Raw genomic sequence first — 23,944 nt, 5'->3', positions numbered from 1 at the left:
TTTATCGTACTGCTTTAACGCCAAAAAGCATAAAAGGTTTAAAGCATTGCGGCATTCAAGTATGCCGGTAAATATGATGTAAAGGATTGGTTCTCTTATGACAATGTGGATCGTTCTTGCTCTGTACCTCTGCCTGATGATCGGCATCGGCGCGTATTACAGAAAAAAGAACAACGGCACTTCTGATTATGTGCTCGGCGGCAGAACTCTCGGCTCGTGGTTCACCGCTTTCGCTTACGGTACTTCTTACTTCTCGGCGGTAATTTTCGTCGGCTATGCGGGTAAGTTCGGCTGGAGTTACGGCGCAAGCGCCGCTTGGGTCGGCGTGGGCAATGCCGTTATAGGCTCTCTCCTCGCGTGGCTCGTCCTCGGTCGGCGTACTCAGATAATGTCTAAACACCTCGACGCACGCACTATGCCCGAATTTTTTGAACACCGCTACGCCAGCAAGGGCTTGAAGCTAGCTTCCGCCGTGATAATCTTCATCTTCCTTATCCCCTATACCGCCTCCGCTTTCAATGGGCTATCCCGCCTGTTTGAAAAGGCTTTCCACGTCGATTACGCTGTCTGTATCGTCGTAATGGGCGTTATCACAGCGGTATACGTTATCGTCGGCGGCTATAAGGCTACCGCGCTCAATGACTTTATTCAGGGTATATTCATGCTCGTCGGCATAGCCGCTGTTGTAATAACTATACTCAATAAACACGGCGGTCTTTCCGAGTCCCTCGATATGCTCGGTCAAATTCCAGACGCGAATGGCAATACCGACTCTTACAACAGCCTTTTCGGCCCCGACCCGATTAACCTCTTCGGCGTTGTTATCCTCACCTCTCTCGGCACATGGGGCTTGCCGCAGATGGTAACTAAATTCTACACTATCAAGGACGAAAAAGCTATCCGCAGCGGCACCGTTATCTCTACCGTGTTCGCCCTCATAGTCGCGGGCGGCTGCTATTTTCAGGGCGGTTTCGGCAGATTGTTCGTAAGCGCTAACGAAGCGGGCGAGCCTGTAAACGGCTTCGACGCTATTATCCCCTCTATGATGGAGAGCCTGCCCGACCTGCTTTTCGGCGTGGTCATAGTCCTCGTCCTCTCGGCTTCTATGTCTACTCTCTCCTCGCTGGTGCTCACTTCCAGCTCCACCCTCACTCTCGATATGATAAAGCCTTTCATGAAAGATAAAATGGACGAGAAGCGGGAAGTGCTCGTAATGCGCATATTCGTAGCCGTTTTCCTGCTCATCTCCTGCGTTCTCGCGATAATTACCCTCGATAACCCCAAGACCGTTATCTCTACCCTTATGTCCATCTCGTGGGGCGCGCTGGCGGGCGCTTTCATCGCTCCCTTCATGTTGGGTCTGTATATGAAGAACATCACCAAAGCCGCCGTCTGGACTTCTTTCGTCTGCGGCGTAGGCCTTACCGTCGCGCATATGTTCTACTTCACATTCGGCAAACATACCCTCACCATCGGCGGGCTGGCTGTCCACTCGCCCATAAACGCGGGCGCTGTCGTGATGATACTCGATATTATCCTCGTCCCGCTGGTAAGCCTTTTCACCCGCAAGCCCGACTCCGCCCATGTGGATGAGGTCTTCTCCTGTATGGATAAAGCGGCTGAAAAGACCCCCGAAACTGTATAACTATTTATTCTCTCTTTTTGAATTTGTCAGGCGCACCGTGATAATAAGCGGTGCGTTTGATTTTTGGCAATATACATTTAATACAAATTTCATCACTTAGCCATACGCATTTTTTGTCTATCCGCCTATTTTTAGTTACGATCCAGTTAAAAGCATTGACAAATTATTGTACTTAGAATATAATATAATTAACATTCTGTATTATATTAAAATGCGTATATCGCCCGCCCTGCGGCGTTTCGCGGTTCGGAGGTCTTGAAATATGAATTTGTCCAAGAAGCTCACATACATAGTAACTTTCATAGTGATTTTCGGTCTGCTTCCGTATGGTATATACAAATTTTACTATAAGTATCAAGACGGCCTTTACTCGGGGCTTACCGAATATTCCACCTACACCACCCCCGATGGCAAGTACACCGTTTCCCTGCGCGACACAAAGCAGTTCGGCAATGAGGACGAAGTAGTGCTCAAAATCTATCTGGTGGATAATTCCACCAACGAAGCTCACTACATCGCCAAAAAGCGCTTCAACACTACGAGCGGCGCAGAGGTCACTTACAACACCGACCACGACGACACCGCATACACCGTAGAGGTGACTTTCAGCGGCTCTTCCGCCGAGCTTATCAAGATAGACTGCCTTGAATTTAAGAAAGCTGAGTGAACACAAATAAAGCCTTCCGCCGCTAAGCGAAAGGCTCTTTTTTTATGCTGTTGGCAGGTTGGGGAGATCATTCGCCCATTACCTTTACCATTACCGCTTTCTGCGCGTGCAGTCTGTTCTCGGCCTCGTCGAATATCTCGTCGGCGTGCGCCTCGAATACCTTTGCGGTTATCTCCTCCTCGCGGTGCGCGGGCAGGCAGTGCTGTACCATAGCGTCGCTCTTCGCAGCTGCCATTACAGCGTCGTTTATCTGGTAGCCTGCAAATGCTTTCTTGCGCTTCTCGCTCTCGGCTTCCTCGCCCATAGATGTCCAAACGTCGGTGTAGAGCACGTCTGCGTCCTTAGCCGCCGCCTGTATGTCAGATGTCATGATGAATTTGTCGCCGTATTCCTTAGCAAATTCAAGCACAACGGGGTCGGGCTGATAATCGTCGGGGCAGGCGATGGCTACCGTCATGCCTACTTTCAGTCCGCCGACGATGAGCGAATTAGCCATGTTGTTGCCGTCGCCGATGTAGGTCAGCTTCAGTCCTTCAAGTCTGCCCTTGTGCTCGCGAATAGTCATGAGGTCGGCAAGCACCTGACAAGGGTGGCAGAAGTCGGTAAGTCCGTTTATAACGGGGATAGAGCCGTACTGCGCGAGGTCTTCTACCTCTTTCTGCTCAAATGTGCGTATCATAATTCCGTCAATGTAGCGGGAGAGCACGCGCGCGGTGTCCTGTACCGGCTCGCCTCTGCCTATCTGTAGATCGCGGTTTGAGAGAAAGAGCGCCTGTCCGCCAAGCTGGTACATACCCGTTTCAAAGCTTACGCGGGTGCGGGTAGAGGACTTCTGGAATATCATGCCGAGTGTCTTGCCCTTCAGCAGCTTGTGCTCTATGCCGTTCTTGTTCTCGTATTTCAGCTGGTCGGCGAGGTTGAGTATGCCGATTATTTCCTCTTTGCTGAGGTCTAAAAGTTTAAGTAAATGTTTCATGTATATTTTCCTTTCTTATCCAAGTATCTTGGTCAGTATCTCTATGCCCTTGTCTATCTCGGCGTATGAGATGTTCAGCGGGGGCAAAAATCTCAGCTTAGTTTTCGCGGTGAGTATCAGCAGTCCGTTTTCCAAACAAGCCTTGCATACCTCGCTCGCGTTCTTGCTCTTTAGCCGTATGCCGAGCATCAGCCCCATTCCGTCTACGCCCTCTACTTCGGGTATCTCGGCGAGCTTTTTGCGGAAGTATTCGCCCTTCTTGTTCACCTCGTCGAGGAAGCCCTCAGCCAGTACCGTGTCAAGCACCGCGTTTCCGCCCGCGCAGGCGAGGGGGTTTCCGCCGAATGTCGAGCCGTGCGTGCCGGGTGTCAGCGTATCGCAGCACTTCTTACCCGCCATGCATATGCCTATGGGCACGCCGCCCGCTACGCCTTTTGCAAGGGTAGTGATGTCGGGCTGTACGCCGTAGTTCTGCGAGGTCAGGAACTTGCCAGTTCTGCCTGCGCCCGTCTGCACTTCGTCCGCTATGGTGAGTATGTCGCGCTTGCCGCACTCCTCGAAAATAGCGTCTACAAATGCCTTTTCGAGCGGGATCACGCCGCCCTCGCCCTGTATAAATTCAAACATTACGGCGCAAACCTTGCCTTCGTACTCCGTAAGCTTTGCCTTTAGGTCTGCAATGTCGTTAGCTTTTACGTTCACAAATCCCGGCAGGAAAGGGAAGAAGTAGTTGTGGAAAACGTCCTGCCCCGTGGCCGAAAGGGTAGCCATAGTTCTGCCGTGAAAACTGTTTACCAGCGTGATAATAATGTTCCTCTCAGCTTCTTTGCCGTATTTGTCAAAGCTGTACTTTCTCGCTATCTTGATGGCGCATTCGTTCGCTTCCGCGCCGCTGTTGCCGAAGAATATCTTCTCGTAGCCCGTGCTCTCGCAAAGCTTTTTCGCGAAGTCTGCCTGCACTTTGGTGTAGTAGTAGTTAGAGGTGTGCTGTATGCTGTTCGCCTGCTCGCAAACCGCCTTTACCCACGCTTCGTTGCAGAAGCCGAGGCTGTTTACGCCAATGCCCGAGCCGAAGTCGATGTACTCTTTGCCGTTTTCGTCTACCGCCGTGCGCTCCGTGCCTTTCTCCAGCACCAGATCGTACCTGCCGTATGAGCCCATGACGTGCTCGTTAAATTCCTTAATAGTGTCCATATCTATCTCTCTTTTCGTCAAATAAACTGCGTGCCCGCGCCCTCGTTCGAGAGCAGCTCTATCAGTATCGAGTGCGGTATCCTGCCGTCGATTATCGAGGTCTTTTTAACTCCGCGGCGCACCGCTTCTACGCAGCACTCTATCTTGGGTATCATTCCGCCGCTGATTATGCCCGTCTTTTTCAGGTAGGGCACGTCGCTCACGTTTACGGTGGGTATCAGCGTGCTCGGGTCGTCCTTGTCTTTCAGCAGTCCCGCGATGTCGGTCATAAGTATCAGATTTTCCGCGCGCAGACAGCTCGCGATCCTTGCCGCCGCAGTGTCCGCGTTTATGTTGTAGCTCTGTCCGTCGGCAGAGGTAGCCACGGTAGATATTATCGGCACATAGCCGTTGTTCAGCGCGTCGAGTATCGGCTTCGTGGTTATCTTCTGTATCTGACCAACATAGCCTAAGTCTACGTCGCTGTCCAGCTTTTCTGCCATTATCATCTGTCCGTCTATGCCGCAAAGTCCCAGCGCTTTCGCACCGTGCAGCTGCAGGGCGCTCACAAGCTCTTTATTCAGCTTGCCGCAAAGCACCATCTTTACTATATCGATAGTTTCCTTATCGGTGTATCTCAGCCCGCCGATGAATTTGCTCTCTATGCCTACTCTTTTGAGCATAGCGTTTATCTCAGGGCCGCCGCCGTGCACCAGCACCACCTTTATGCCAACTTCTGTAAGCAGTACTATGTCGCTCATCACGGCTTCTTTCAGCTCGGCGTTCGTCATGGCGTTGCCGCCGTATTTTACCACTACTATCTTGTTATGGTACTTCTGAATGTAAGGCAGCGCGTCGATAAGTATCTGCGAACGCATTTCATTTGAAATATCCATCATTTTACTTCCTTTACTCTTTTACTGTAATATCAAGTTCTGTAATCGCCGTTTATCTTGACGTAATCGTAGGTCAGGTCGCAGCCCCAAGCCGTAGCGCTGCCGCTTCCGCCGCCTATCGTGATGTTTACGCTTATCTCGTCGGCAGAGAGCACCTGCGCGGCTGTTTCTTCTGAGAAATCTATGCCCGCGCCGTTTTCGCAAACGTGTATCTCGCCCTTAGCCGAGCTTATCTTTACGTCCACCGCGTTTATGTCAAAGTCCGCGTCGGCGTAGCCCACCGCGCAGAGTATGCGTCCCCAGTTTGCGTCCTCGCCGAACATCGCCGCTTTGAAGAGGGAAGAGCAGATAACGCTCTTTGCCACCGTGATGGCAGTGTCCTGGTCTTTCGCGCCCGAAACGGTGCATTCCAGCAGCTTTGTAGCGCCCTCGCCGTCCTTAGCCAGCATTCTCGTCATGTTCATCATCACGATGTACAGCGCTTGTTTGAATACGTCGTAGTCCTCGCCCTCGGCGCATATCTCGGCGTTGCCCGCCAGTCCGTTGGATAAAAGCGTTACCATGTCGTTCGTAGACTGGTCGCCGTCTATCGAAAGGCAGTTGTATGTTATCTTCACTATCTCGCTCAGCGCCTTTTGCAGCATCTCGCTCGATACCGCGCAGTCGGTGGTGATGAAGTTCAGCGTGGTAGCCATGTTCGGGTGTATCATTCCGCTGCCCTTAGCCATTCCGCCCAGTCTGCATACCTTGCCGCCCGCGGTGAATTCTACCGCCACCTGCTTCGGGAAAGTATCGGTAGTCATTATAGCCTCTGCCGCCGCGTCGTTGCCCGTATAGCTCAGCCCGCTTATCAGCTCTGGCATAGCCTTTTCTATCGGCTCTATCGGCAGCTTCTGACCGATAACGCCTGTGGAAGCCACGATGACTTCCTGCGGCTTGCAGCCTACGCTCTCCGCCGCCAGCTCGCACATTCTGAATGCTTTCTCCTCGCCGTCAGAGTTGCAGGTGTTTGCGTTCTTAGAGTTCGCGATGACGGCCTTAGCCTTGCCGCCCGTAACGGTGAGGTTCTTTTTGGTAACGGTAACAGGCGCGCCCTTTACCTTGTTCTGGGTGTATACCGCAGCCGCGCAGCACTCGGCGTCCGATACTATTACCGTAAGGTCGTTTTTCTTCTTGTCATTCTTCTTTATCCCTGCATATACGCCGTTAGCCTTGAAGCCCTTGGCAGCGCAAACGCCGCCTTCTACATACTTGTATCCGTCAAAGCTTTTGAAAGTTATGTTTTTCATATCAGCAGCAGTCCTTTCTAGTGATGATTTCAGAAATATTTATATTCGTTGCCGAAATATTCGATGTATTTTATAAGGTCGTCAGCCGTTATGCTGATAGTCCGCGTGTTCACATTCGGGTGAAAGAGCAGCTTCCTGCCGCGCAGTTCGCCGTCTATCGCAAGTTTCACCGCGTGATCCTTGTCGTTTATCAGCCCCATAGGCGTTACGCTCCCGCGGGTCAGCCCCAGTACTTCGCTCAATTGCTCATCGCTCGCGAAGCTGAGCTTTTTCACGCCGTAAAGCGACGCTAAGGCTTTCAGGTCTGCGCGCTTGTCCTCTTGCAAAACAGCCAGTATATACCCGCCTTTGCGGTCGGTAAGGAACAGATTTTTGCAGCCCGCGCCGTCTGTCATGCGCTTTATTCTCTGCGCCTGCTCTATGGTGTAAACGGCTTCGTGCTCTATCTCTTCATAGCTTATGCCGAGCATTTTCAGCAGCCCGTAAAGCTCCGCCATACCGCCGACCTTCTTTTGTAAGCTCACTTTTTAGATAAGCCCCGTAGTTTCGTCCAGCCCGAGCATTATGTTCATGTTCTGTACAGCCGCGCCGCTCGCGCCCTTGCCGAGGTTGTCAAGCCGCGAAGCAAGCAGTATCTGCTCGTCGTTGCCGAAAACGAATATCTGCATATTGTTAGTGCCCGCAAGCGTGTTCGCCGCGAGGAAGCCGTCAGGCAACGTTTCCGCCCCGCCAAGCTCCATTACTTTTACGAAATTTTGTCCATCGTAGTGCGCCGCGAGTATCTCGTGTATGTCCGCGGGCGTGTATTTCTTAGCAAGGCTTCTCGTGATGAGCGGTACCGATACCACCATGCCGCAGTAGTAGTCGTCCACTATCGGGTTGAACATCGGCTTGTATCTCAGCCCGCAGACTTTCTGCATTTCTGGCAGGTGTTTGTGGCTCTGCGCCAGCGCGTACTGTCTGGGCGATGCCATCTCAAAGGTCTTGTCCGCGCCCTCTATCGCCGCTATCATCTTTTTGCCGCCGCCGCTGTATCCCGATACCGCGTGGCTCACCAGCGGGTAATCTTCGGGCAGTACGCCCGCCTGCACCAGCGGGTAAACAAGGCTTATAAATCCGCTCGCGTAGCAACCGGGGTTCGCAACTCTTTTCGACTTCGCGATGTTCGCTCTGTGCTCAGCCGAAAGCTCTGGAAATCCGTAGTCCCATGCGGGGTCGGTGCGGTGCGCGGTGGAAGCGTCTATCACCCTCACGTTCGGGTTCTCTATCAGCGATACCGCCTCTACCGCCGCCGCGTCGGGCAGGCAGAGAAACGTTATGTCGGAAGAGTTTATTATCTCTTTTCTCGCCGCATTGTCCTTGCGCTTTTCCTCGTCTATCTGCAATATCTCTATGTCGTCGCGCTTTGCGAAACGCTCGTATATCTGCAAGCCCGTAGTGCCTGCGCTTCCGTCTATAAATACCTTTGTTTTCATAAGGCTTTCAGAACCTTTCATTTGTGTTTTTTCTTTGCCGAATTATCCGAATCGTCCAAACAGCCGTTCTCCATCTCGCGCATATCCTGCTCGGTGGCTTTCAGCACTGATACATAGCGCTTCTCGCGCTCCTGCTCGCGCTTTTTCCTCTCGCTGTCCCTGTCCTCCTGCACGGCTACCGATACTTCGTCCTTGAAGATATTGCCTGTACCGAAGCCGAAGAACCCGCATACCGCCGTTTCTATCAAAAAGTTAGGGCTTAGCGTTTTGAAGCCGCAGGCGATGTAGAGTATCACCGCGCCGACCGCCATCACGCACGGCAGCCATGCTTTCAGCCCGCACTTGCGCGTGAACATAAAGCTTACTATAAGCGTTATGGCAGGGGAGAGTATCATGATGTACGCAACGTGCAGAAGTATGCTGTTCAGCAGGGTATCCGCCAGCAGCTTTATCAGCAGGTTCACCGCCGTCCACCCCGCGCCGACTATCAGCGCTTTCTGCCATGTTTTCAGTCCGCGCCCGTTATCGGATCTCACTCAGCTTCACCTTTATCTTTTCGAGCTGCGCCTTTACAGTTTCGGGAGCAGGGCCGCCTTCAGACTTTCTCTGCATTACGCAGGTGTCCAGACTGATAGCTTCGTAAACGTCGCTCTCAAATGTATCGCATACCGCCTTGTACTCCTCTATCGGCAGAGTTTCCAGCGTTACGCCCTTTTCTATGCAGATGTGCACCAGCGTGCCGGTAGCCTTGTAAGCGTCGCGGAAAGGCATGCCCTTTTTCACGAGGTAGTCGGCGCAGTCGGTAGCGTTTATAAAGCCCTTAGCCGCCGCCGCTCGCATATTCTCTGGCAGTACTTTCATAGTCGCCAGCATGGGTATAAATGTTTTCAGGCAAAGCTTCACAGTGTCTACCGCGTCGAATATAGCTTCCTTGTCCTCCTGCATATCTTTGTTGTAGGCAAGCGGTATGCCCTTCATCATAGTGAGCAGTGTGTTGAGGTCGCCGTAAACTCTGCCCGTCTTGCCGCGTATCAGCTCGGTAACGTCGGGGTTTTTCTTCTGCGGCATTATCGAAGAGCCGGTAGCGTATGCGTCGTCAAGCTCTACGAACTTAAATTCCCAAGAGCACCACATGATTATCTCTTCCGAGAATCTGGAAAGGTGCATCATCAGTATCGAGATAGCCGAAGCCAGCTCTATGCAGAAATCTCTGTCTGAAACGCCGTCCAGCGAGTTTCCCATAACTTCGTCAAAGCCCAGCAGGTCGCAAACGCGCTGTCTGTTTATCGGGTAAGTAGTTCCCGCAAGCGCGCACGAGCCCAGGGGCAGTACGTTCATTCTCTTGTAGGTATCGTCCAGCCTGCCCATATCTCTCAGCAGCATTTGCGCATATGCGAGCAGGTGGTGTGCAAATGTTATAGGCTGCGCACGCTGCATATGCGTGTAGCCCGGCATTACCGTCTCAGTATTCTTCTCCGCCAGCTCTACTATAACGTCAATAAGCTCGGCGGCGTAGTTTTTGATGGTCTTGATCTCATCTCTCAGATAAAGTCTTATGTCAAGCGCGACCTGGTCATTTCTGCTGCGCGCGGTGTGAAGTCTTTTTCCTGCTGCGCCCAGACGCTTTGTAAGCTCTGACTCGTTAAACATATGTATATCTTCGGCGGTGGGGTCGAATTCCAGCGCGCCGCTCTCAATGTCTGCGAGTATGCCTTTCAGACCCTCAACTATTTTTTCGCTCTCGCTTTTTTCGATTATCCCGCATTCTCCGAGCATGGTAGCGTGCGCGATAGAGCCTTCTATATCGCTCTTGTACATTCTGGAGTCGAATTTTATAGAGGAGTTGAAGTCGTTTACTCTTTCGTCGATCTGCTTTGTAAAGCGTCCCGCCCACATCATGTTTGACATAAGTTTATCTTTCCTTTCAAACGGTAAGTTAGAATATAAAAAAGATTTGCGGCGCCGCCTATTGCAAAGCGGGTGCCGCATTTCTTCTTATGCTGCGCAGCAGCCCTGCGCAGCGAGTTTATCAGTTGTTTTCTTCAGCTTCCCTGTGCTGTTCAAGAAGCTTGGCGATGTCTACGCCGTCGATCTTCAATCCGTCGATCTTACAGTCATTGATCTCTACATTTGAAAGATCACAGTGTACGAACTGTGAGTTTTTCAGATCGGGGTTCTTGAATTCAACGTTGTTCATGATAGAGCAGCCGAAGCGCGAGCCGGTGAGGTTTACGCCCAAAAAGCTGGAGTTTACCATGTAAATGTCGGTAAACTTGCCCGTTTTCATGCTGATGTTGTTAAAAAGAACCTTGTCCATATTTACATCGTCGAAGTGAGCCTCTTTCAGATTTACGTTCACGAATTTGGCTGCTCCGAGATTTACGTCTTCAAATGAGGAATTAGGAAGGCTGTCATACGTTATCTCAACTTTTTTTTCGATCGCAGGTTCAAAAATGCTGTCTTTATCGGACATTTGGGTTTCCTCCTTATTAAAAGCTGCGGAATGTATGCACAAGCGGCTGTATTATTCAGCCTGACCTCTCTTCTGCTCGAGCTTTGCTCTAACCTTGATGGGCAGACCGAAGAGGTTGATGAATCCAGCGGAATCAGCCTGATTGTATACGTTGTCTTCGTCGAAAGTAGCTACCTCTTCATCGTAGAGAGTGTAGGGCGAGGTAACGCCTGCGTTGATGATGTTGCCTTTGTAAAGCTTCAGCTTAACGTCGCCGGTAACGGTCTTCTGAGTTTCGGTAACGAAAGCGCTCATAGCCTCGCGCAGGGGAGTGTACCACTGACCGTTGTAAACTACGTCGGCAAACTTGATCGAAAGGTACTGCTTGATGCGCGCGGTCTCCTTATCGAGGGTGATGGTCTCGAGTACGTCGTGAGCGTGGTAGAGTATAGTTCCGCCGGGGGTCTCGTATACGCCTCTCGACTTCATACCTACCAGACGGTTCTCAACAAGGTCTGCAAGGCCTATGCCGTTTGCTCCACCCAGCTCGTTCAGCTTGCCTACCAGTGTAGGACCGTCCATCTCTACGCCGTCAACGGAGGTAGGGATACCCTTTTCAAAGTGGATGGTAACGTATGTAGGCTTGTCGGGAGCCATTTCGGGCGATACGCCGAGCTCAAGGAAGCCGGGCTTGTTGTACTGCGGCTCGTTTGCAGGATCTTCAAGATCAAGACCTTCGTGAGAAAGGTGCCACAGGTTCTTATCCTTAGAGTAGTTAGTTTCTCTGTTTATCTTGAGGGGGATGTTGTGCGCCTCAGCGTACTCTATCTCCTGCTCGCGGCTCTTGAGATCCCAAATTCTCCAGGGAGCGATTATCTCCATATCGGGAGCATATCTCTTTATAGCCAGCTCAAATCTTACCTGGTCGTTGCCCTTGCCGGTGCAGCCGTGGCAGATAGCGTCAGCGCCCTCTGCGATAGCTATCTCAGCTATTCTCTTAGCGATGATGGGACGTGCGAAAGAAGTACCCAGCAGATACTTATTTTCGTATATAGCGCCTGCCTGTACGGTGGGGTATACATAATCTTCGATGAATTCTTTCTTCAGATCTTCGATATAAAGCTTGGAAGCGCCTGTCTTGATAGCCTTTTCCTCAAGACCGTCAAGCTCGGTACCCTGACCAACGTCACCCGATACGGCGATCACCTCGCAGTTGTTGTAGTTTTCTTTGAGCCACGGAATGATGATAGAAGTGTCGAGTCCTCCGGAGTAAGCGAGAACAACTTTTTTGATTTCCTTAGCCATTGCTGATTCCTCCATTACATTTTTTTCGGATATGCGCCGCTGCGCTTTCCGTATGTTTATGGCATTTCTGCTTGATGTGCATAAACTTTTCCTATAAACACTATTATACACCTTTTTGCGCAAAAGTCAAGTGTATTTGCACAACTTTTTTATAAATATGCAAAAAACTCATGATAAATCTGTATAAAACACATTTATATGCGCATAACACTGCTCGTCTTGCATATTTTTATGTATATTCCGCATTTATAAAAGAGTTTAAACTCCCTCGCAAAATTATCCATTCAAATAAATTATACCACGTTTATATATGAAATGCAAGCTTTATGAATGTTTTTTGGGCATTTTGATGAAAAGTTTACAAAAAATCTCCCCGTCTGTCTTAAAAAACGGGGAGAGAGTGTTTTACTTAGTGTATACGGCGGTTATCTCGGCTACATACGCCTCGTGAAAATCGCTGTCGGGGTACCATTTTGCTATAAGGCTCTCGTCGGCAAAGCCCTTGGGGTCTACTGGCGCTTCGTAAAGCTTTTTGCATACCAGTATCATGTCAGCCTCTTCGTAAGCGACAGTTCCGTCAACGTAAAGGGGAGTCAGCCCCGCGGCGGCAGCCTTTTCGCCCTTAGCCATGTCTTTTCCCGAGTGCGAGCCACAGTAGCTCAGCGCAGGCTTCTTATCGTCAGGATAAAAGCTCAGGGTAAAGCTCTCCTGCTCGTCAACGAATTTCTTGGTGTATCTCTGCGGGCGGATGACGGCTATCGCTACGTTCTTGCCCCACATTACGCCCAGTCCGCCCCACGAAGCTGTCATGGTGTTGCTGTCGTTCTCGTCGCCTGCGGTTATCAGCATCCATCTGTCGCCGATGTTCTTGAATGGGTTTATGTCCAGCGCCTTGATGTCCGCCGCCTTAAATCCCAGCTCTGTCATTCTTTCTGTCATAAAATATCTGTCCTTTCTGTATATGATATATCGTTTTACTTTAGTTCAACTATCGTAACGCCGTCCTCGCCCTCGCCGTAAACGCCGCGTCTGCTGCTTTTAACGCTCGGGTGGTGTTTCAGATGTGCGCGCACCGCGTTTTTCAGCACTCCCGTGCCTATGCCGTGTATCACCGTCACTACCGATACGCCCGAGAGCACCGCCTGGTCTATAAAGCTGTCCAATTCGTAAATGCCCTCGTCACAGGTGTATCCGCGTATGTCTAGCTCGCGGCTTATCTTTCTCGTAGCCCTGCTTTCTACTCCGCGTGTGGATACCGCGCCTTTCTTTTTCTTCTTGCCGCCGTTCTGCTCGGCAGGCTTGCTTTCGTCCAAGCGCAGGCGTTTTACATCAACTTTCGTTTTCATAGCGCCCATCTGCACGAAGCATATGCCCTTGCTGTCCGGCTCTGAGAACACTACGCCCCTTCTGCCTGAATCCGAGAGGATAACTCTGTCACCCTTTTTCAGCGCCCTCGGCAGCACATAGTCGTCGTGCTTCTCGGTAACGGGGTTCGCTTCGAGGAACATTTTGTTCACGGCCGACTTCTGCTTTCTGCGCGCGTCTATCGCCTTGTCGGTAAAGTCAGAGCGCTCTTTCTCGCGCCGCAGTTTATCCAGCTCGTCTATCAGCTCCTGCGACTGCTTTTCCACATTGCGTACTATCGCGCTTGCCTCTCTGCGCGCCTTTTCAAGCTCGGCTTCCTTGCACTCTTCCAGCGCCTTTTTCTCTTCGGCTGCCTGCTTTTTCAGTTCGTCGGCTTCGCGCCGCAGTTTTTCAGCCTCAGCACGCTGAGTTTCAAGCTCTTTTCTGGTCTTTTCAAGGCTTTCGAGTATGTTCTCAAACTTCTTGTTCTCTTCTGAAACCAGGCTCTCGGCGTACTCTATTACGCGGTCGGGTACTCCCAGCTTTTTGGATATAGCAAAAGCGTTAGATTTACCAGGCGTGCCTATTATCAGCCTGTACGTCGGCGAGAGTGTGTCTACGTCAAATTCGCAGGCGGCGTTCTCTATCCTCGGCGTATCAAGCGCGTACATTTTCAGCTCTTGGTAATGCGTAGTAGTGATAGTCGTAGCGCCTTGTTCTTTGAGCTGTTCTATTATAGATACCGCCAGCGCCGCGCCCTCTACCGGGTCTGTGCCCGAGCCTAACTCGTCCAGCAGTACTAAGCTTCCCGAATCCGCGCGCTCCAGTATCTCTACCATTCCCCGCATATGCGCCGAGAATGTAGAAAGGTTCATCTCTATCGACTGCGAATCGCCTATATTTACCAGTATGTTATCGAATATCGAGATCCTGCTGCCGTCTGCAACGGGCACGAGCATTCCGCACATGGTCATAAGCGTCAGCAAGCCCACTGTTTTCAGCAGTACCGTCTTACCGCCCGTGTTAGGGCCAGTTATGATGAGCGTTTCATAGTCCGTACCGATGCTTATGTCTATCGGCACAATCTTTTTCTTGTCGATGAGCGGGTGGCGCGCTTTTTTCAGCACTATCACCCTGTCGTCCGAGATCTCGGGCTCACAGGCGTTCATCTTAGCCGCAAGGTTCGCTTTTGCGAAGTAGAGGTCTAGCTCGCATACCGCGTCGAAGCCCGATACCAGCTGTTCCTTTATCTGCTCGCATTCGTAAGAGAGCGCCTTGATTATCCTGTTTATCTCGTCTATCTCTCTGCCCTCGAGTATCTTTATATCGTTGTTCGCTTCCACCACAGCGGCAGGCTCGATGAAGAGGGTAGAGCCGCTCGATGACGTATCGTGCACAAAGCCCTGTATGCTGTTCTTGTGCTCGCTCTTTACGGGCAAAACGTATCTTCCGTCGCGCACGGTAACTATGTTCTCCTGCAAATATTTGTTCACACTCGAGGACTTTACCATCTTCTCGAGCGTGTCGCGTATCTTCTGTCCGCAGGCGGTTATCTTGCGGCGTATCGAAGCCAGCTCTGAGCTTGCCTCGTCCGCCAGCTCGTTCTCGTCGATTATAGAAACGTCGAGTTTTTGCTCTAAGTATTTGTTTGGGAAAAGGCTCTCGAAAAGATATTCCAGTTCGGGGCGCTTGTTGTCGGCTTTTTCGTACCAGTCAGCCAGTGTGTTTATCTGCGTGAGCAGCTTACGTATGGCTATCAGCTCAGCCAGCGAGAGCACAGCACCGCTGCCGCAGTGCTTCAGCGCCTGCCCCACGCCGTCCAGTCCGTAAAATATAGGCGTGCCGCAGCGTATCGACATATCCAGCGCCGCCGAAGCTTTGCCAACCTCGCGCTTTACCGTAAATAGGTCGGCAGAGGGTGTTATCTGCATAGCCGCTCGCCTTGCGCGCTCTCCCGTGCACTCCGCCGAAAGCATAGCCAGTACTTTAGGCAGCTCGAGAGAATCACAGTATTCCTTATTGATATTATTCTCTTTTTCCATCTTCTATTCCTCAGTATTTATAGCATTTTGTAAAATTTCAGCGTGTCAAAACTCTTGCCGCAGCAGTATTCGCAAAAGCTTTCTGTAAAAGCCGTCAGCCGCCGCTGGTAGACCTCGCTTATCTTGAAGCTGAAAAGCCTGTCGTACTCCACCAGCGCGATGTACCTTATTATATGAAAAAGCGTTCTGTCGAAGCATACGTCGTAAAGGCTGTCGGGGTTGGTAACGCAGTCCCCGCACTCTATAAGCCCGCTTTTCAGATTAAAGTGCATCTCGTCCGCTTCCACAGCGTAGCAATGGCAGCAGCCTATCAGGTTAGGGCGAAATCCCGTTTCGCAGAGCAGCCGAAATTCAAATATAGACCTCAGCAGTTCGTTGTCGTGCCCGCCCTTATCGAGAAAATACAACGTGTTCAGCGTAAGCCGCATAACTTCATTCATGCAGTCGCCCTCCGCCGAAGAGTATGTAAGCAGCTCGGCAAAGTAGCAGGCGAGCGCCGTTTTCTTAGCGTCGAGCCGTATGTTGTAAAAAAGTTTCTTAGGCTCGCTGCTGTTGTAAAAATACCTTACGCTGTTGTTCGCTTCGCGCTTTTCGTCCAGTGAAAAAGCCGCATAACAAAAAAGTTGCGTGGAGGAAAGCGACTTCTTGCTTTTACGCCCTCCGCGCACATAAACGTGTATACAGCCAAGCTCTTTTGTAAGCAGCGTTATTGTTTTTCCCGTTTCGCCGGAGTCCCTTTCGCCGATCACCAGCCCGTCAAGATCTACCATTTTCCGCTTCTTTCCTGTATCTTAAATAATCTTCTATCTTGCCGCTTTTCATAAATGCGTTCCAGTATCTTTCCGCCATTCCGCTCGCTTCCTTTCATTAAATAGCATTAGCAGAGCGGCGGCGGATTATCAGCGGTAATTTATGAGAGTCCGAAATTCTTGATGAGCGCTTCCTTATTTCTCCAGCCCTCTTTTACCTTTACCCAAAGGTCGAGGTTTACTTTTATTTGGAAAAATTCTTCCAGATCAGCGCGCGCGTCAGAGCCTATCTTTCTCAGCATAGCTCCGCCTTTGCCAATGACTATGCCCTTGTGCGACTCTCTCTCGCAGTATATCGTAGCCGATATATCAAGCACAGGCTCGCCCTTAGCGGTGTCGCGCTCATTGAGAAATTCTATCGTTACCGCAATTCCGTGCGGCACTTCGTCGTTTAGGTTGTTCAGCGCCTTTTCGCGTATCATCTCAGCCATAAGCACCTTTTCGGGCTGGTCGGTAAAGCTGTCGTCAGGGAAGTAGTGCGGGCCTTCCTGCGCGTGTTTCTCAAGGTATTTCATGATGATGTCCAGTCCGTCGCGCTCTATAACGCTTACAGGTATCACCTCGTCGAAGTCGTGTATAGCCGAATATTCCTCTATAATAGACATAAGCTCGCTCTTGTCTTTCAGCAGGTCGGTCTTGTTCAGCACCAGCGCCGTGTGCGAGCGGTTTCTGAATGCCGCCGCAAGCTCTTTCTCAGCCCCGCTGACCTTTTTGGTACAGTCCGCCACCAGCAGCGCTATATCCGCGTCAGACACCGTGTCGCTTACCGTTTTCATCATGTGCTCGCCAAGCTTGTTCTTAGCCGAATGTTTGCCCGGCGTGTCGATGAAAACATACTGCGTTTCGCCCTGCGTCAGCACGCCCGTTATGCGTGTGCGCGTGGTCTGCGGCTTTGCAGATACCGCTGCTATCTTCTCGCCGACAAGCGCGTTCAGCAGTGAGGATTTTCCCGCGTTCGGGCGGCCTACTATCGTAACAAATGCGTTTTTTGAATTGCTCATAATTTTATGTTTCCTTATTATTTATATCAGTATTTTTATCTTCGTAATTTCTGCCGCAGGGAAGCGCTATAAGCACCGCCCACACTATCGCCGAGAGCGCCAGAAGCGCCGCCGCCCACAAATGCTCCGAATAAAAGCCCGCTATCTCTTTCAGCACGCTCACGTTCCAAAAGAGCACAAAGCCCACCGCCGCCGCAAATACAGCTGTGATGAGCACTCCGCCCGCCGCCGCGTCCTTAGCCAGCCGCAGCTCGGGACGTTTTTCCAGCGTTACCGCGTCCGCCGCAGCCTCGGCTGCTGTGTTGAAAGCCTCAGCCGATATTACAGAGCCTATCGTCAGCAGTATTACCGCCTTTTCCGCGGCTGTAAATCCGTAAAAGGGCATAAGCATAAAAACGTAAAACGCCGCGCAGAAATGCACGCGCATATTACGCTCGGTTTTCAGACAGCTCACCACCCCGCAAAATGCGTAGCAAAAGCTTTTTGCAAATCTTCTCATTTGTGCGAATGTTCTGAGATAACGAAAGTTTCGTCGCGCGAGATGCCCAGCTTTGTGAGTATGGCTTCTTCCTTCTCACGCATTATGCGCTCCGCCAGCGAGCTTTCCTCGTGGTCGTATCCCAGCAGGTGAAGCATAGAGTGCACGGTGAGAAAGCCCACCTCGCGCTCCAGTGAATGTCCGTATATCTGCGACTGCTTCAGCGCCGTTTCAAGCGAGATAACTATGTCGCCCAGCTGGTAAGCGCCGGTATCCGGGTCTCCGTCATATTCGCCGTCCTCGCCGAGCGGGAATGAAAGCACGTCAGTAGGGCGGTCAATTCCTCTGTATTCGTTGTTTAGAGTGTGTATCTCTTCATTGTTTACAAGCAAAACGCTCACGTCGGCATCATGATCTATGCCTTCGCTTTCAAGCACAGCGTGGCAGCACTTGCGTATCAGCAGGCGTATCCCCACGGGAATTTTCACTTCGGTCTGGTTGTTCGTTATCAAAACTTTTACTTTACCCATTTTTGTGATTGCTTCCCCTTTCGTAAAACTTTTCGTATGCCTTGATTATATCCTGCACCAGTTTGTGGCGCACTACGTCCTTTTCGGTAAAGCGGTTTATCGAAATATCCTCCACGTTTTTCAGAACCTTCATAGCCTCTATCAGACCTGATCTGCGCGAGTCGGGCAGATCTATCTGCGTAACATCGCCCGTAATGACTATTTTAGAGCCAAAGCCCAGTCGGGTGAGGAACATTTTCATCTGTTCGGGCGTGGTATTCTGCGCCTCGTCTAAGATTATAAAGCTGTCGTCCAGCGTTCTTCCGCGCATATACGCCAGCGGCGCTACCTCTATCGCCCCGCGCTCAAGCTGCTTTGCAAATGTTTCAGCGCCCAACATCTCAAAAAGCGCGTCGTACAGCGGCCTTAAATACGGGTCTACTTTGTTTTGCAGATCACCCGGCAGAAATCCAAGCTTCTCGCCCGCTTCCACAGCAGGTCTGGTGAGTATTATCTTGCTTACATCATGCGCTCTGAAAGCTTTTACCGCCATAGCAACCGCGAGGTAAGTCTTACCAGTGCCCGCAGGCCCTACGCCAAGCACCACGGTATTTTTGCGTATAGCGTCCACATACTTTTTCTGACCCAGCGTTTTAGGCTTTACTATCTTGCCTTTCAGCGTTACGCATATGCCGTCGTCCGAAAGCTTTTCTACTTCGTTCTGCAAGCCCTCTTTCACCAGTGAGAAAACGTACCTCAGATTTTGGTCGTTTATGCGCTCGCCTTTTTCCGAGAGCAGCACCAGCGTTTCAATCGCCTTAGCCGCCGCCGCAACGTTCTCCTCAGTGCCGGTGATCTTTATATCGTCGCCGCGGTTGACTATGGAAACGTTGTACTCTTTTTGCAGAGCGTTGATGTTTTCGTCGTAGCTGCCGAAAATGTTGAGCAGGTGTTCGATCTTATCAATAGTGATGATTTTTTCAAACATAGATATTATTTCTCCGATAAACACTAATATATAGTATTATTATAACACCTTTTATCATAAAATGCAAGAAATTTTTATCTAAAAAGCAGTACTTTTCGCCTTTTTTAAAAAAAATTTCGATTCTCTGCTTATCACTCCGTATATCTCGTAATCCACCTGCAAATATACGCTGCCGTTTTCGCATTTATAATGTTTATCTCTTTTCCTTATCTCACAGTTTTTGTAAAAGTCGGCTTCGTATATCTTCATCTTCTCCTCAGCCAGCTTTTCAGCCTGCTTTTTGCTGTAAATGACGTTCTCAAAACCGTACTTACTGTAAGTCACGGTTTTCAGCCCCACGGGCGTTTGCTCGTCCATTATGCGCAGTGCGCTGTACTCCTCGTCTTCGGTGTAATTCCCGCGCGGACGGCTGATGAAAAGCGGTATCTCGGCGTCAAACACCCGCAAATATCTCTTCTCGGTCTTTTCGTCAGACACGATCATTTTGCGCTCGGTAAGCGGCTGTTCAAAGGTCACGCTCTCCTTGTAAGTGCCGTATATCTTGCCTATCGAGCGCACATATTTCTCCGTGCTTTCAGTAACCGTCTTGCCGTCTATCTCTTTTGCTTCCTCGCGTATGAGCGTACCGCTTACAAGCTTCTCGCCGCGCAGTACACCGCTTCCGATGGTTTTTACCAGCTCGCCGTTGTAAAGCTCGGCGCTCTCTATCACTGCGTCGTGCGTGGCTATCAAGTCTGATGGCATGCGCTCGGTGTGCTGTTCGGCTTTAGGTATCTCTTCCGTGATGTCTACTATCACGGTGCAGTCGGTAAGCGTTATGCCCGCCCAAGATACGCCTTCCGCACGCTGTTTCAGCATACGCTCTATATTCACGCATTTGATAGATGGAATGTAAGCGCCGACCTTTACGCCGTTTTCGGCAAGCATATGCTTTACCTCACTGCGCATCTGCGGGTCGTCCGTAAGCACCTCTACCGAGATGACGTAGTTCTGCGCCGCGAGCATAAAGCCCGCGCATATCGCCGCGCCTATGGCAATCCCTATCCGCCTTTTCAGCATACGCGGCAGAAGATACGCCGCCCCCGCCGATACCGGTTCGGCTTCCGTATGCGTTTCCGCGCATATCTCTTCAAACAGACGCTTTTGTGTGAAGAATATGTACAGCGACATTTCTCCGCCCTGCGTGGTCACACTGCGCAGTTCTAGCGATTCGCGCTTAGCCGCTTTGAAAAATGCCGATGGCGAGGGACAGACTATTTTATAATAAAGTCTGGCGATATTCATATGCTTTCCTTTCTGCCCCGCTTTTCTATATTTAAAGATTGTATCTTGCCGTTCACCGCCACGCTGCCGTTAGAAAAGCTGCTGAGCGAAAGCTCCGCGCCCCACACGTCTATCAAATACCCCGAAGCTACCACACTGCACCGTATATCGTTGCATTCGTTCACCTGACGGCAGTTTTCGATAAGCACCTCGCTGTTGCCCGAAATAGTTATCATAGAGCGAAGCGACGAAAGGTCTTTTGCCTTGCCAAGATATGAAAAAGATGGGTGTTTCATCTGTACTCCTCCGTTTGTATCAGTCTAAAGCTTGTTCTATATATAATATGCGCGGGCAGGGGAGTATATGAAAAAGAGGGCGGGTATATTGACAGACGGTTATTTTATTGTTATAATTATATGGACAGAATTATAAGGGGTGTTTGAATGAAAAATATTGCTGAGAAAATAAGGAAATATGCTAAGCCTTATCTGCTGCTGATACTGCTCATAGCCGCGCAGCTTATATATACTTCGTTCTGCTTTGTAACCAAAAAGCAGGGCTGCCATTCGGATGAAATATGGAGCTACGGACTTGCGAACAGCTACTATCAGCCGTTCATCTACATGAAAGACGGCGTATTCATCGACGATATGACGGTAGACGACGTTATAAACTACAACGAATGGGAATCTGGCAAGGTATTTAAAGACTACATAACCGTACAGCCCGGCGAGCGCTTTGCCTACGGCTCGGTCTACCATAACCAGACACTGGATCACCACCCGCCGTTGTATTATATGCTTCTGCATACAGTGTGCTCGTTTTTCCCGAACAGCTTTTCACTGTACTACTCTTTTTTCCTAAACTGCATTTTTCTCATAGTAACGCAGGTGTTTCTCTACAAGCTTTCAAAGCTGATACTAAAATCCGATCACGCCGCGCTTCTGCCTTGCATACTCTACGGCGCGGGAACAGGCGCGCTCTCTACATTCGTATTTCTCAGACAATACAGCCTGCTTACAGCCCTCGGCGTGATGTACACCTACTTCTCAGCCAAGCTTTATCTCAGCGAGAATTTTGATCTTAAAAAGCACCTAGCTCCAGTGCTGATAACGTCGTTTCTGATGTTTATGACCCACTACAACAGCATAGCCTACGTCGGGATTTTCACAGCCTGTATGTGCATATATCTGCTCTGCAAAAAGAAGATAAAGAAACTTTTCATATACGGCGGCTCGCAGCTCGCTACGCTGGGACTTTTCTTCGCGGTGTATCCTGCGGGGTGGAAGCAGATAATGGGCAACAAATTCAGCGGTGAAAAGGCATATACATTTTTCGAGCAGATACGCATTTTCACTAAGTATGTCACAAAATATAATCTCGGCTTCGGCGTTTCGGTCTACAAGTCTGCAACATACAGCTACGTTATCGCCGCGCTGGTATTTATACTGATGATAATGCTGCCGCTGTGCTTCCTTTTCAGAAAAGAGAAGTGGTTCATATCGGCGAAAAAAAAGACTTTTTCGGCTTTAAAGAACTCTTTCTTGAATACCAAAAGCTGGCTTAAAAGAGCGAACTATATCCCGTTGTTCGCACTCTGCGCTGTTATTGCGGAAATGTGCACAGCAAATTACACCACGAATGTTCTGACGATGGGCGTATACTCCATGCGATACATCTTCATGACTTTCCCGCTCGCCTGCATGATAGCAGTTGCGATGCTTGAACGCATCATCTCTAAAATACCAAAGATAAAGAAAGCACATTCGGCGGTATGCCTTGCGCTGGTAGCCGCGATAGCCGTGCGCGTAAATTTCGTGACAGACTGCCAGTTTTATTTTGAAATGCCCGGCGGAAAATTTGACGCTGCAAAAGAAACGAGCGGCAAGAATTGCGTTCTGGTAATGGACAGCTTAAACGATACATGGCGGCTCACGAATTTCTCTATGTATCTCTATGACGCGGATAATGTGTTTGTGACCCTAGCTGAAGATCTGCCTGATAATATAGAAAAAATAAACTCACTAGGTGAGAATATAGACTGTATACTAGTGACGAATGACAGCTATGCTTTATCAGACAAGCAGAAAACTGATTTTGAAAAAAATGCTTCTGAGAAAATAAAGTTTAGGGATAGTGACGAAGCTGACGATACACAAAGCAATGTATCAGATGACGGCGCGGAAGAACTTGAAAAGATAATGAATGGTAACTCAAAAAACGATAACATCGAGGAATATACAAAACTTCTAAATTCACTTTTCGGCAGCGAAGAACTGAGCATAAAAGGCGGAATGAACATAAACGGCGGAGAATATTTTCTTCTTGAACACGAATAGTACAACCCTGCAAAACAGTATAATTATCCGAGGTGATTATAATGCTTTGCACGCTTACTGAACTGCGCAATAAAGAAGTTATAGATATGAAAAGCGGGCTTAGGCTGGGGTATGTTGACGATATTCAGATAGATACCGAGAGTGAGAGCGTGGTATCGCTGGTGATATTCGGCCGCGCACGCGCTTTCGGCATAATGGGCAGAGATGACGATATAGTCATAAAATGCTCTGAAATATCACTCATCGGCGAGGATACTATACTTGTAAAAAAGCCGTCTGATACGGTGTATACAAAATCAAGGTCATTTACTGTTGAAAGTTTGTTGAAATAGACGAATAAAAAGTTCTTGCAATCTGCGAGAATATGTGGTATAATATTAAAGCAATTCGCATGAATGGTTTGCGCCGTGGTTCCCGCAGCGCGGGTGAAGGCGCGCTTTTTTCAAAACCATTCAGAGGATACACACATTCGCAAAAGCGGAAATTTAAAAACCAAACAGGAGGTTACTACCATGGCAGTAGTATCAATGAAGCAGCTTCTTGAAGCAGGCGTTCACTTTGGACACCAGACAAGAAGATGGAACCCGAAAATGGCACCTTACATTTTCACCGAAAGAAACGGAATCTACATCATCGATCTTCAGAAGACCGTAAAGAAGCTTGAAGAAGCTTACAATTTTGTACGCGATCTTTCTGCTGACGGCAAGGAAGTTCTTTTTGTCGGCACTAAGAAGCAGGCAGGAGATTCCATTAAGGAAGAGGCTCTCAGAGCTGACGCTCACTATGTAAACGCCAGATGGCTCGGCGGAATGATGACCAACTTCAAGACCATCCAGATGAGAATCAAGAGACTCGAGCAGCTCCACACTATGGAAGAAGACGGCACTTTCAATCTTCTACCTAAGAAGGAAGTTGTTAAGCTGACCCTCGAGATTGAAAAGCTCGAGAAGTTCATGGGCGGTATCAAGAACATGAAGAAGCTCCCCGGCGCTCTCTTCGTAGTAGACCCCCGCAAGGAAAAGATCGCTGTAAGCGAAGCTAAGAAGCTCGGTATCCCCGTAGTAGCTATCGTAGATACCAACTGCGATCCTGACGACGTTGATTACGTTATCCCCGGTAACGATGACGCTATCCGTGCGGTAAAGCTTATCGCCGGTTGCATGGCAGATGCTATCATCGAGGGCAGACAGGGCGCGGACAATGCAGCTGAAGAAGTTGCAGAGGAAGCAGCTGAATAATTCAAGAATTTTATCAGTAGGCAGGCAGCAAAAATCTGTCTGCCTATATTAAAAT

The 23,944-nt window shown here is 49.8% G+C and carries 24 protein-coding genes; 5 read left to right on the top strand and 19 right to left on the bottom strand.

The genetic code is table 11. The features are described from left to right. Positions 1 to 97: 97 nt before the first annotated feature. The gene (locus tag LI114_RS08630; protein WP_227220339.1) at positions 98 to 1,645 is read left to right on the top strand and encodes a sodium:solute symporter family protein; all 1,548 of its coding nucleotides are present in this window, start codon (positions 98 to 100) and stop codon (positions 1,643 to 1,645) included. A gap of 262 nt (positions 1,646 to 1,907) precedes the next feature. Further along, on the top strand, positions 1,908 to 2,312 hold the full coding sequence (locus LI114_RS08625; protein ID WP_022127042.1) for a hypothetical protein: 405 nt from the start codon (positions 1,908 to 1,910) through the stop codon (positions 2,310 to 2,312). A gap of 67 nt (positions 2,313 to 2,379) precedes the next feature. Here the strand turns inward: LI114_RS08625 and argF are convergent, their stop codons facing one another. The 19 genes from argF to LI114_RS08530 form a co-directional block, all read right to left on the bottom strand. Next, positions 2,380 to 3,288 (bottom strand): ornithine carbamoyltransferase, encoded by a 909-nt coding sequence (gene argF / locus LI114_RS08620; RefSeq protein WP_227220338.1) that lies wholly within the window; start codon positions 3,286 to 3,288, stop codon positions 2,380 to 2,382. Between the two features lie 15 nt (positions 3,289 to 3,303). Beyond that, positions 3,304 to 4,482, bottom strand: a complete 1,179-nt coding sequence (locus LI114_RS08615; RefSeq protein ID WP_227220337.1) for an aspartate aminotransferase family protein — start codon at positions 4,480 to 4,482, stop codon at positions 3,304 to 3,306. 17 nt (positions 4,483 to 4,499) lie between these two features. Further along, a complete protein-coding gene (argB, locus tag LI114_RS08610; RefSeq protein ID WP_227220347.1) occupies positions 4,500 to 5,357 on the bottom strand; it encodes an acetylglutamate kinase in 858 nt (285 codons plus the stop codon). Positions 5,358 to 5,389: 32 nt separating this feature from the next. Continuing rightward, the gene (gene argJ, locus LI114_RS08605) at positions 5,390 to 6,646 is read right to left on the bottom strand and encodes a bifunctional ornithine acetyltransferase/N-acetylglutamate synthase (RefSeq protein WP_022127046.1); all 1,257 of its coding nucleotides are present in this window, start codon (positions 6,644 to 6,646) and stop codon (positions 5,390 to 5,392) included. 29 nt (positions 6,647 to 6,675) lie between these two features. Beyond that, positions 6,676 to 7,143, bottom strand: a complete 468-nt coding sequence (locus LI114_RS08600) for a prolyl-tRNA synthetase associated domain-containing protein (protein ID WP_227220336.1) — start codon at positions 7,141 to 7,143, stop codon at positions 6,676 to 6,678. 30 nt (positions 7,144 to 7,173) lie between these two features. Next, a complete protein-coding gene (gene argC, locus LI114_RS08595; RefSeq protein WP_227220335.1) occupies positions 7,174 to 8,121 on the bottom strand; it encodes an N-acetyl-gamma-glutamyl-phosphate reductase in 948 nt (315 codons plus the stop codon). Between the two features lie 17 nt (positions 8,122 to 8,138). After that, positions 8,139 to 8,657 (bottom strand): hypothetical protein, encoded by a 519-nt coding sequence (locus tag LI114_RS08590; protein ID WP_227220334.1) that lies wholly within the window; start codon positions 8,655 to 8,657, stop codon positions 8,139 to 8,141. Then, positions 8,644 to 10,029, bottom strand: a complete 1,386-nt coding sequence (argH, locus tag LI114_RS08585; protein ID WP_227220333.1) for an argininosuccinate lyase — start codon at positions 10,027 to 10,029, stop codon at positions 8,644 to 8,646. Before argH ends, LI114_RS08590 begins: the two co-directional genes overlap by 14 nt. Before the next feature lie 121 nt (positions 10,030 to 10,150). Further along, positions 10,151 to 10,594, bottom strand: a complete 444-nt coding sequence (locus LI114_RS08580; protein WP_227220332.1) for a pentapeptide repeat-containing protein — start codon at positions 10,592 to 10,594, stop codon at positions 10,151 to 10,153. Between the two features lie 51 nt (positions 10,595 to 10,645). Further along, complete coding sequence (locus LI114_RS08575; protein ID WP_022127052.1) at positions 10,646 to 11,878, bottom strand: argininosuccinate synthase; 1,233 nt, start codon at positions 11,876 to 11,878, stop codon at positions 10,646 to 10,648. Between the two features lie 405 nt (positions 11,879 to 12,283). Further along, the gene (locus tag LI114_RS08570; RefSeq protein WP_022127053.1) at positions 12,284 to 12,817 is read right to left on the bottom strand and encodes a flavin reductase; all 534 of its coding nucleotides are present in this window, start codon (positions 12,815 to 12,817) and stop codon (positions 12,284 to 12,286) included. A gap of 35 nt (positions 12,818 to 12,852) precedes the next feature. Continuing rightward, positions 12,853 to 15,264 (bottom strand): endonuclease MutS2, encoded by a 2,412-nt coding sequence (locus LI114_RS08565; protein WP_227220331.1) that lies wholly within the window; start codon positions 15,262 to 15,264, stop codon positions 12,853 to 12,855. Between the two features lie 17 nt (positions 15,265 to 15,281). Next, positions 15,282 to 16,034 carry a DNA repair protein RecO gene (gene recO, locus LI114_RS08560; protein ID WP_022127055.1) on the bottom strand — a complete coding sequence of 251 codons (753 nt, stop codon included), beginning with the start codon at positions 16,032 to 16,034 and terminating at the stop codon, positions 15,282 to 15,284. A gap of 140 nt (positions 16,035 to 16,174) precedes the next feature. Next, complete coding sequence (gene era / locus LI114_RS08555) at positions 16,175 to 17,074, bottom strand: GTPase Era (RefSeq protein WP_227220330.1); 900 nt, start codon at positions 17,072 to 17,074, stop codon at positions 16,175 to 16,177. 4 nt (positions 17,075 to 17,078) lie between these two features. Then, positions 17,079 to 17,573: a diacylglycerol kinase family protein gene (locus LI114_RS08550; protein WP_227220329.1), complete on the bottom strand. Its 495-nt coding sequence runs from the start codon at positions 17,571 to 17,573 to the stop codon at positions 17,079 to 17,081. Next, positions 17,570 to 18,082, bottom strand: a complete 513-nt coding sequence (gene ybeY, locus LI114_RS08545) for an rRNA maturation RNase YbeY (RefSeq protein ID WP_227220328.1) — start codon at positions 18,080 to 18,082, stop codon at positions 17,570 to 17,572. The genes LI114_RS08550 and ybeY overlap by 4 nt, the downstream gene beginning before the upstream one ends. Then, a complete protein-coding gene (locus LI114_RS08540; protein WP_227220327.1) occupies positions 18,075 to 19,049 on the bottom strand; it encodes a PhoH family protein in 975 nt (324 codons plus the stop codon). The genes ybeY and LI114_RS08540 overlap by 8 nt, the downstream gene beginning before the upstream one ends. A 78-nt stretch (positions 19,050 to 19,127) precedes the next feature. Continuing rightward, positions 19,128 to 20,333, bottom strand: coding sequence for a sporulation protein YqfD (locus LI114_RS08535; protein ID WP_227220326.1), 1,206 nt, complete (start codon positions 20,331 to 20,333; stop codon positions 19,128 to 19,130). Next, positions 20,330 to 20,608 (bottom strand): YabP/YqfC family sporulation protein, encoded by a 279-nt coding sequence (locus LI114_RS08530; protein ID WP_227220325.1) that lies wholly within the window; start codon positions 20,606 to 20,608, stop codon positions 20,330 to 20,332. Before LI114_RS08530 ends, LI114_RS08535 begins: the two co-directional genes overlap by 4 nt. Before the next feature lie 147 nt (positions 20,609 to 20,755). On the opposite strand from LI114_RS08530, the gene LI114_RS08525 reads away from it, so the two are divergent. From LI114_RS08525 to rpsB, 3 genes are all read left to right on the top strand, one after another. Continuing rightward, on the top strand, positions 20,756 to 22,651 hold the full coding sequence (locus LI114_RS08525) for a glycosyltransferase family 39 protein (protein ID WP_227220324.1): 1,896 nt from the start codon (positions 20,756 to 20,758) through the stop codon (positions 22,649 to 22,651). Between the two features lie 41 nt (positions 22,652 to 22,692). Beyond that, on the top strand, positions 22,693 to 22,983 hold the full coding sequence (locus tag LI114_RS08520) for a YlmC/YmxH family sporulation protein (RefSeq protein WP_227220323.1): 291 nt from the start codon (positions 22,693 to 22,695) through the stop codon (positions 22,981 to 22,983). 180 nt (positions 22,984 to 23,163) lie between these two features. Beyond that, positions 23,164 to 23,889: a 30S ribosomal protein S2 gene (gene rpsB / locus LI114_RS08515; RefSeq protein ID WP_227220322.1), complete on the top strand. Its 726-nt coding sequence runs from the start codon at positions 23,164 to 23,166 to the stop codon at positions 23,887 to 23,889. The last annotated feature ends 55 nt before the right edge of the window (positions 23,890 to 23,944 follow it).

The organism is Ruminococcus sp. 210702-SL.1.03 (assembly GCF_020559915.1).
Classification (GTDB): Bacteria; Bacillota; Clostridia; order Oscillospirales; family Ruminococcaceae; genus YE71.
Note: the sequence above shows the minus strand (reverse complement) of the source record. Positions and strands in the feature narration are given on the sequence as shown.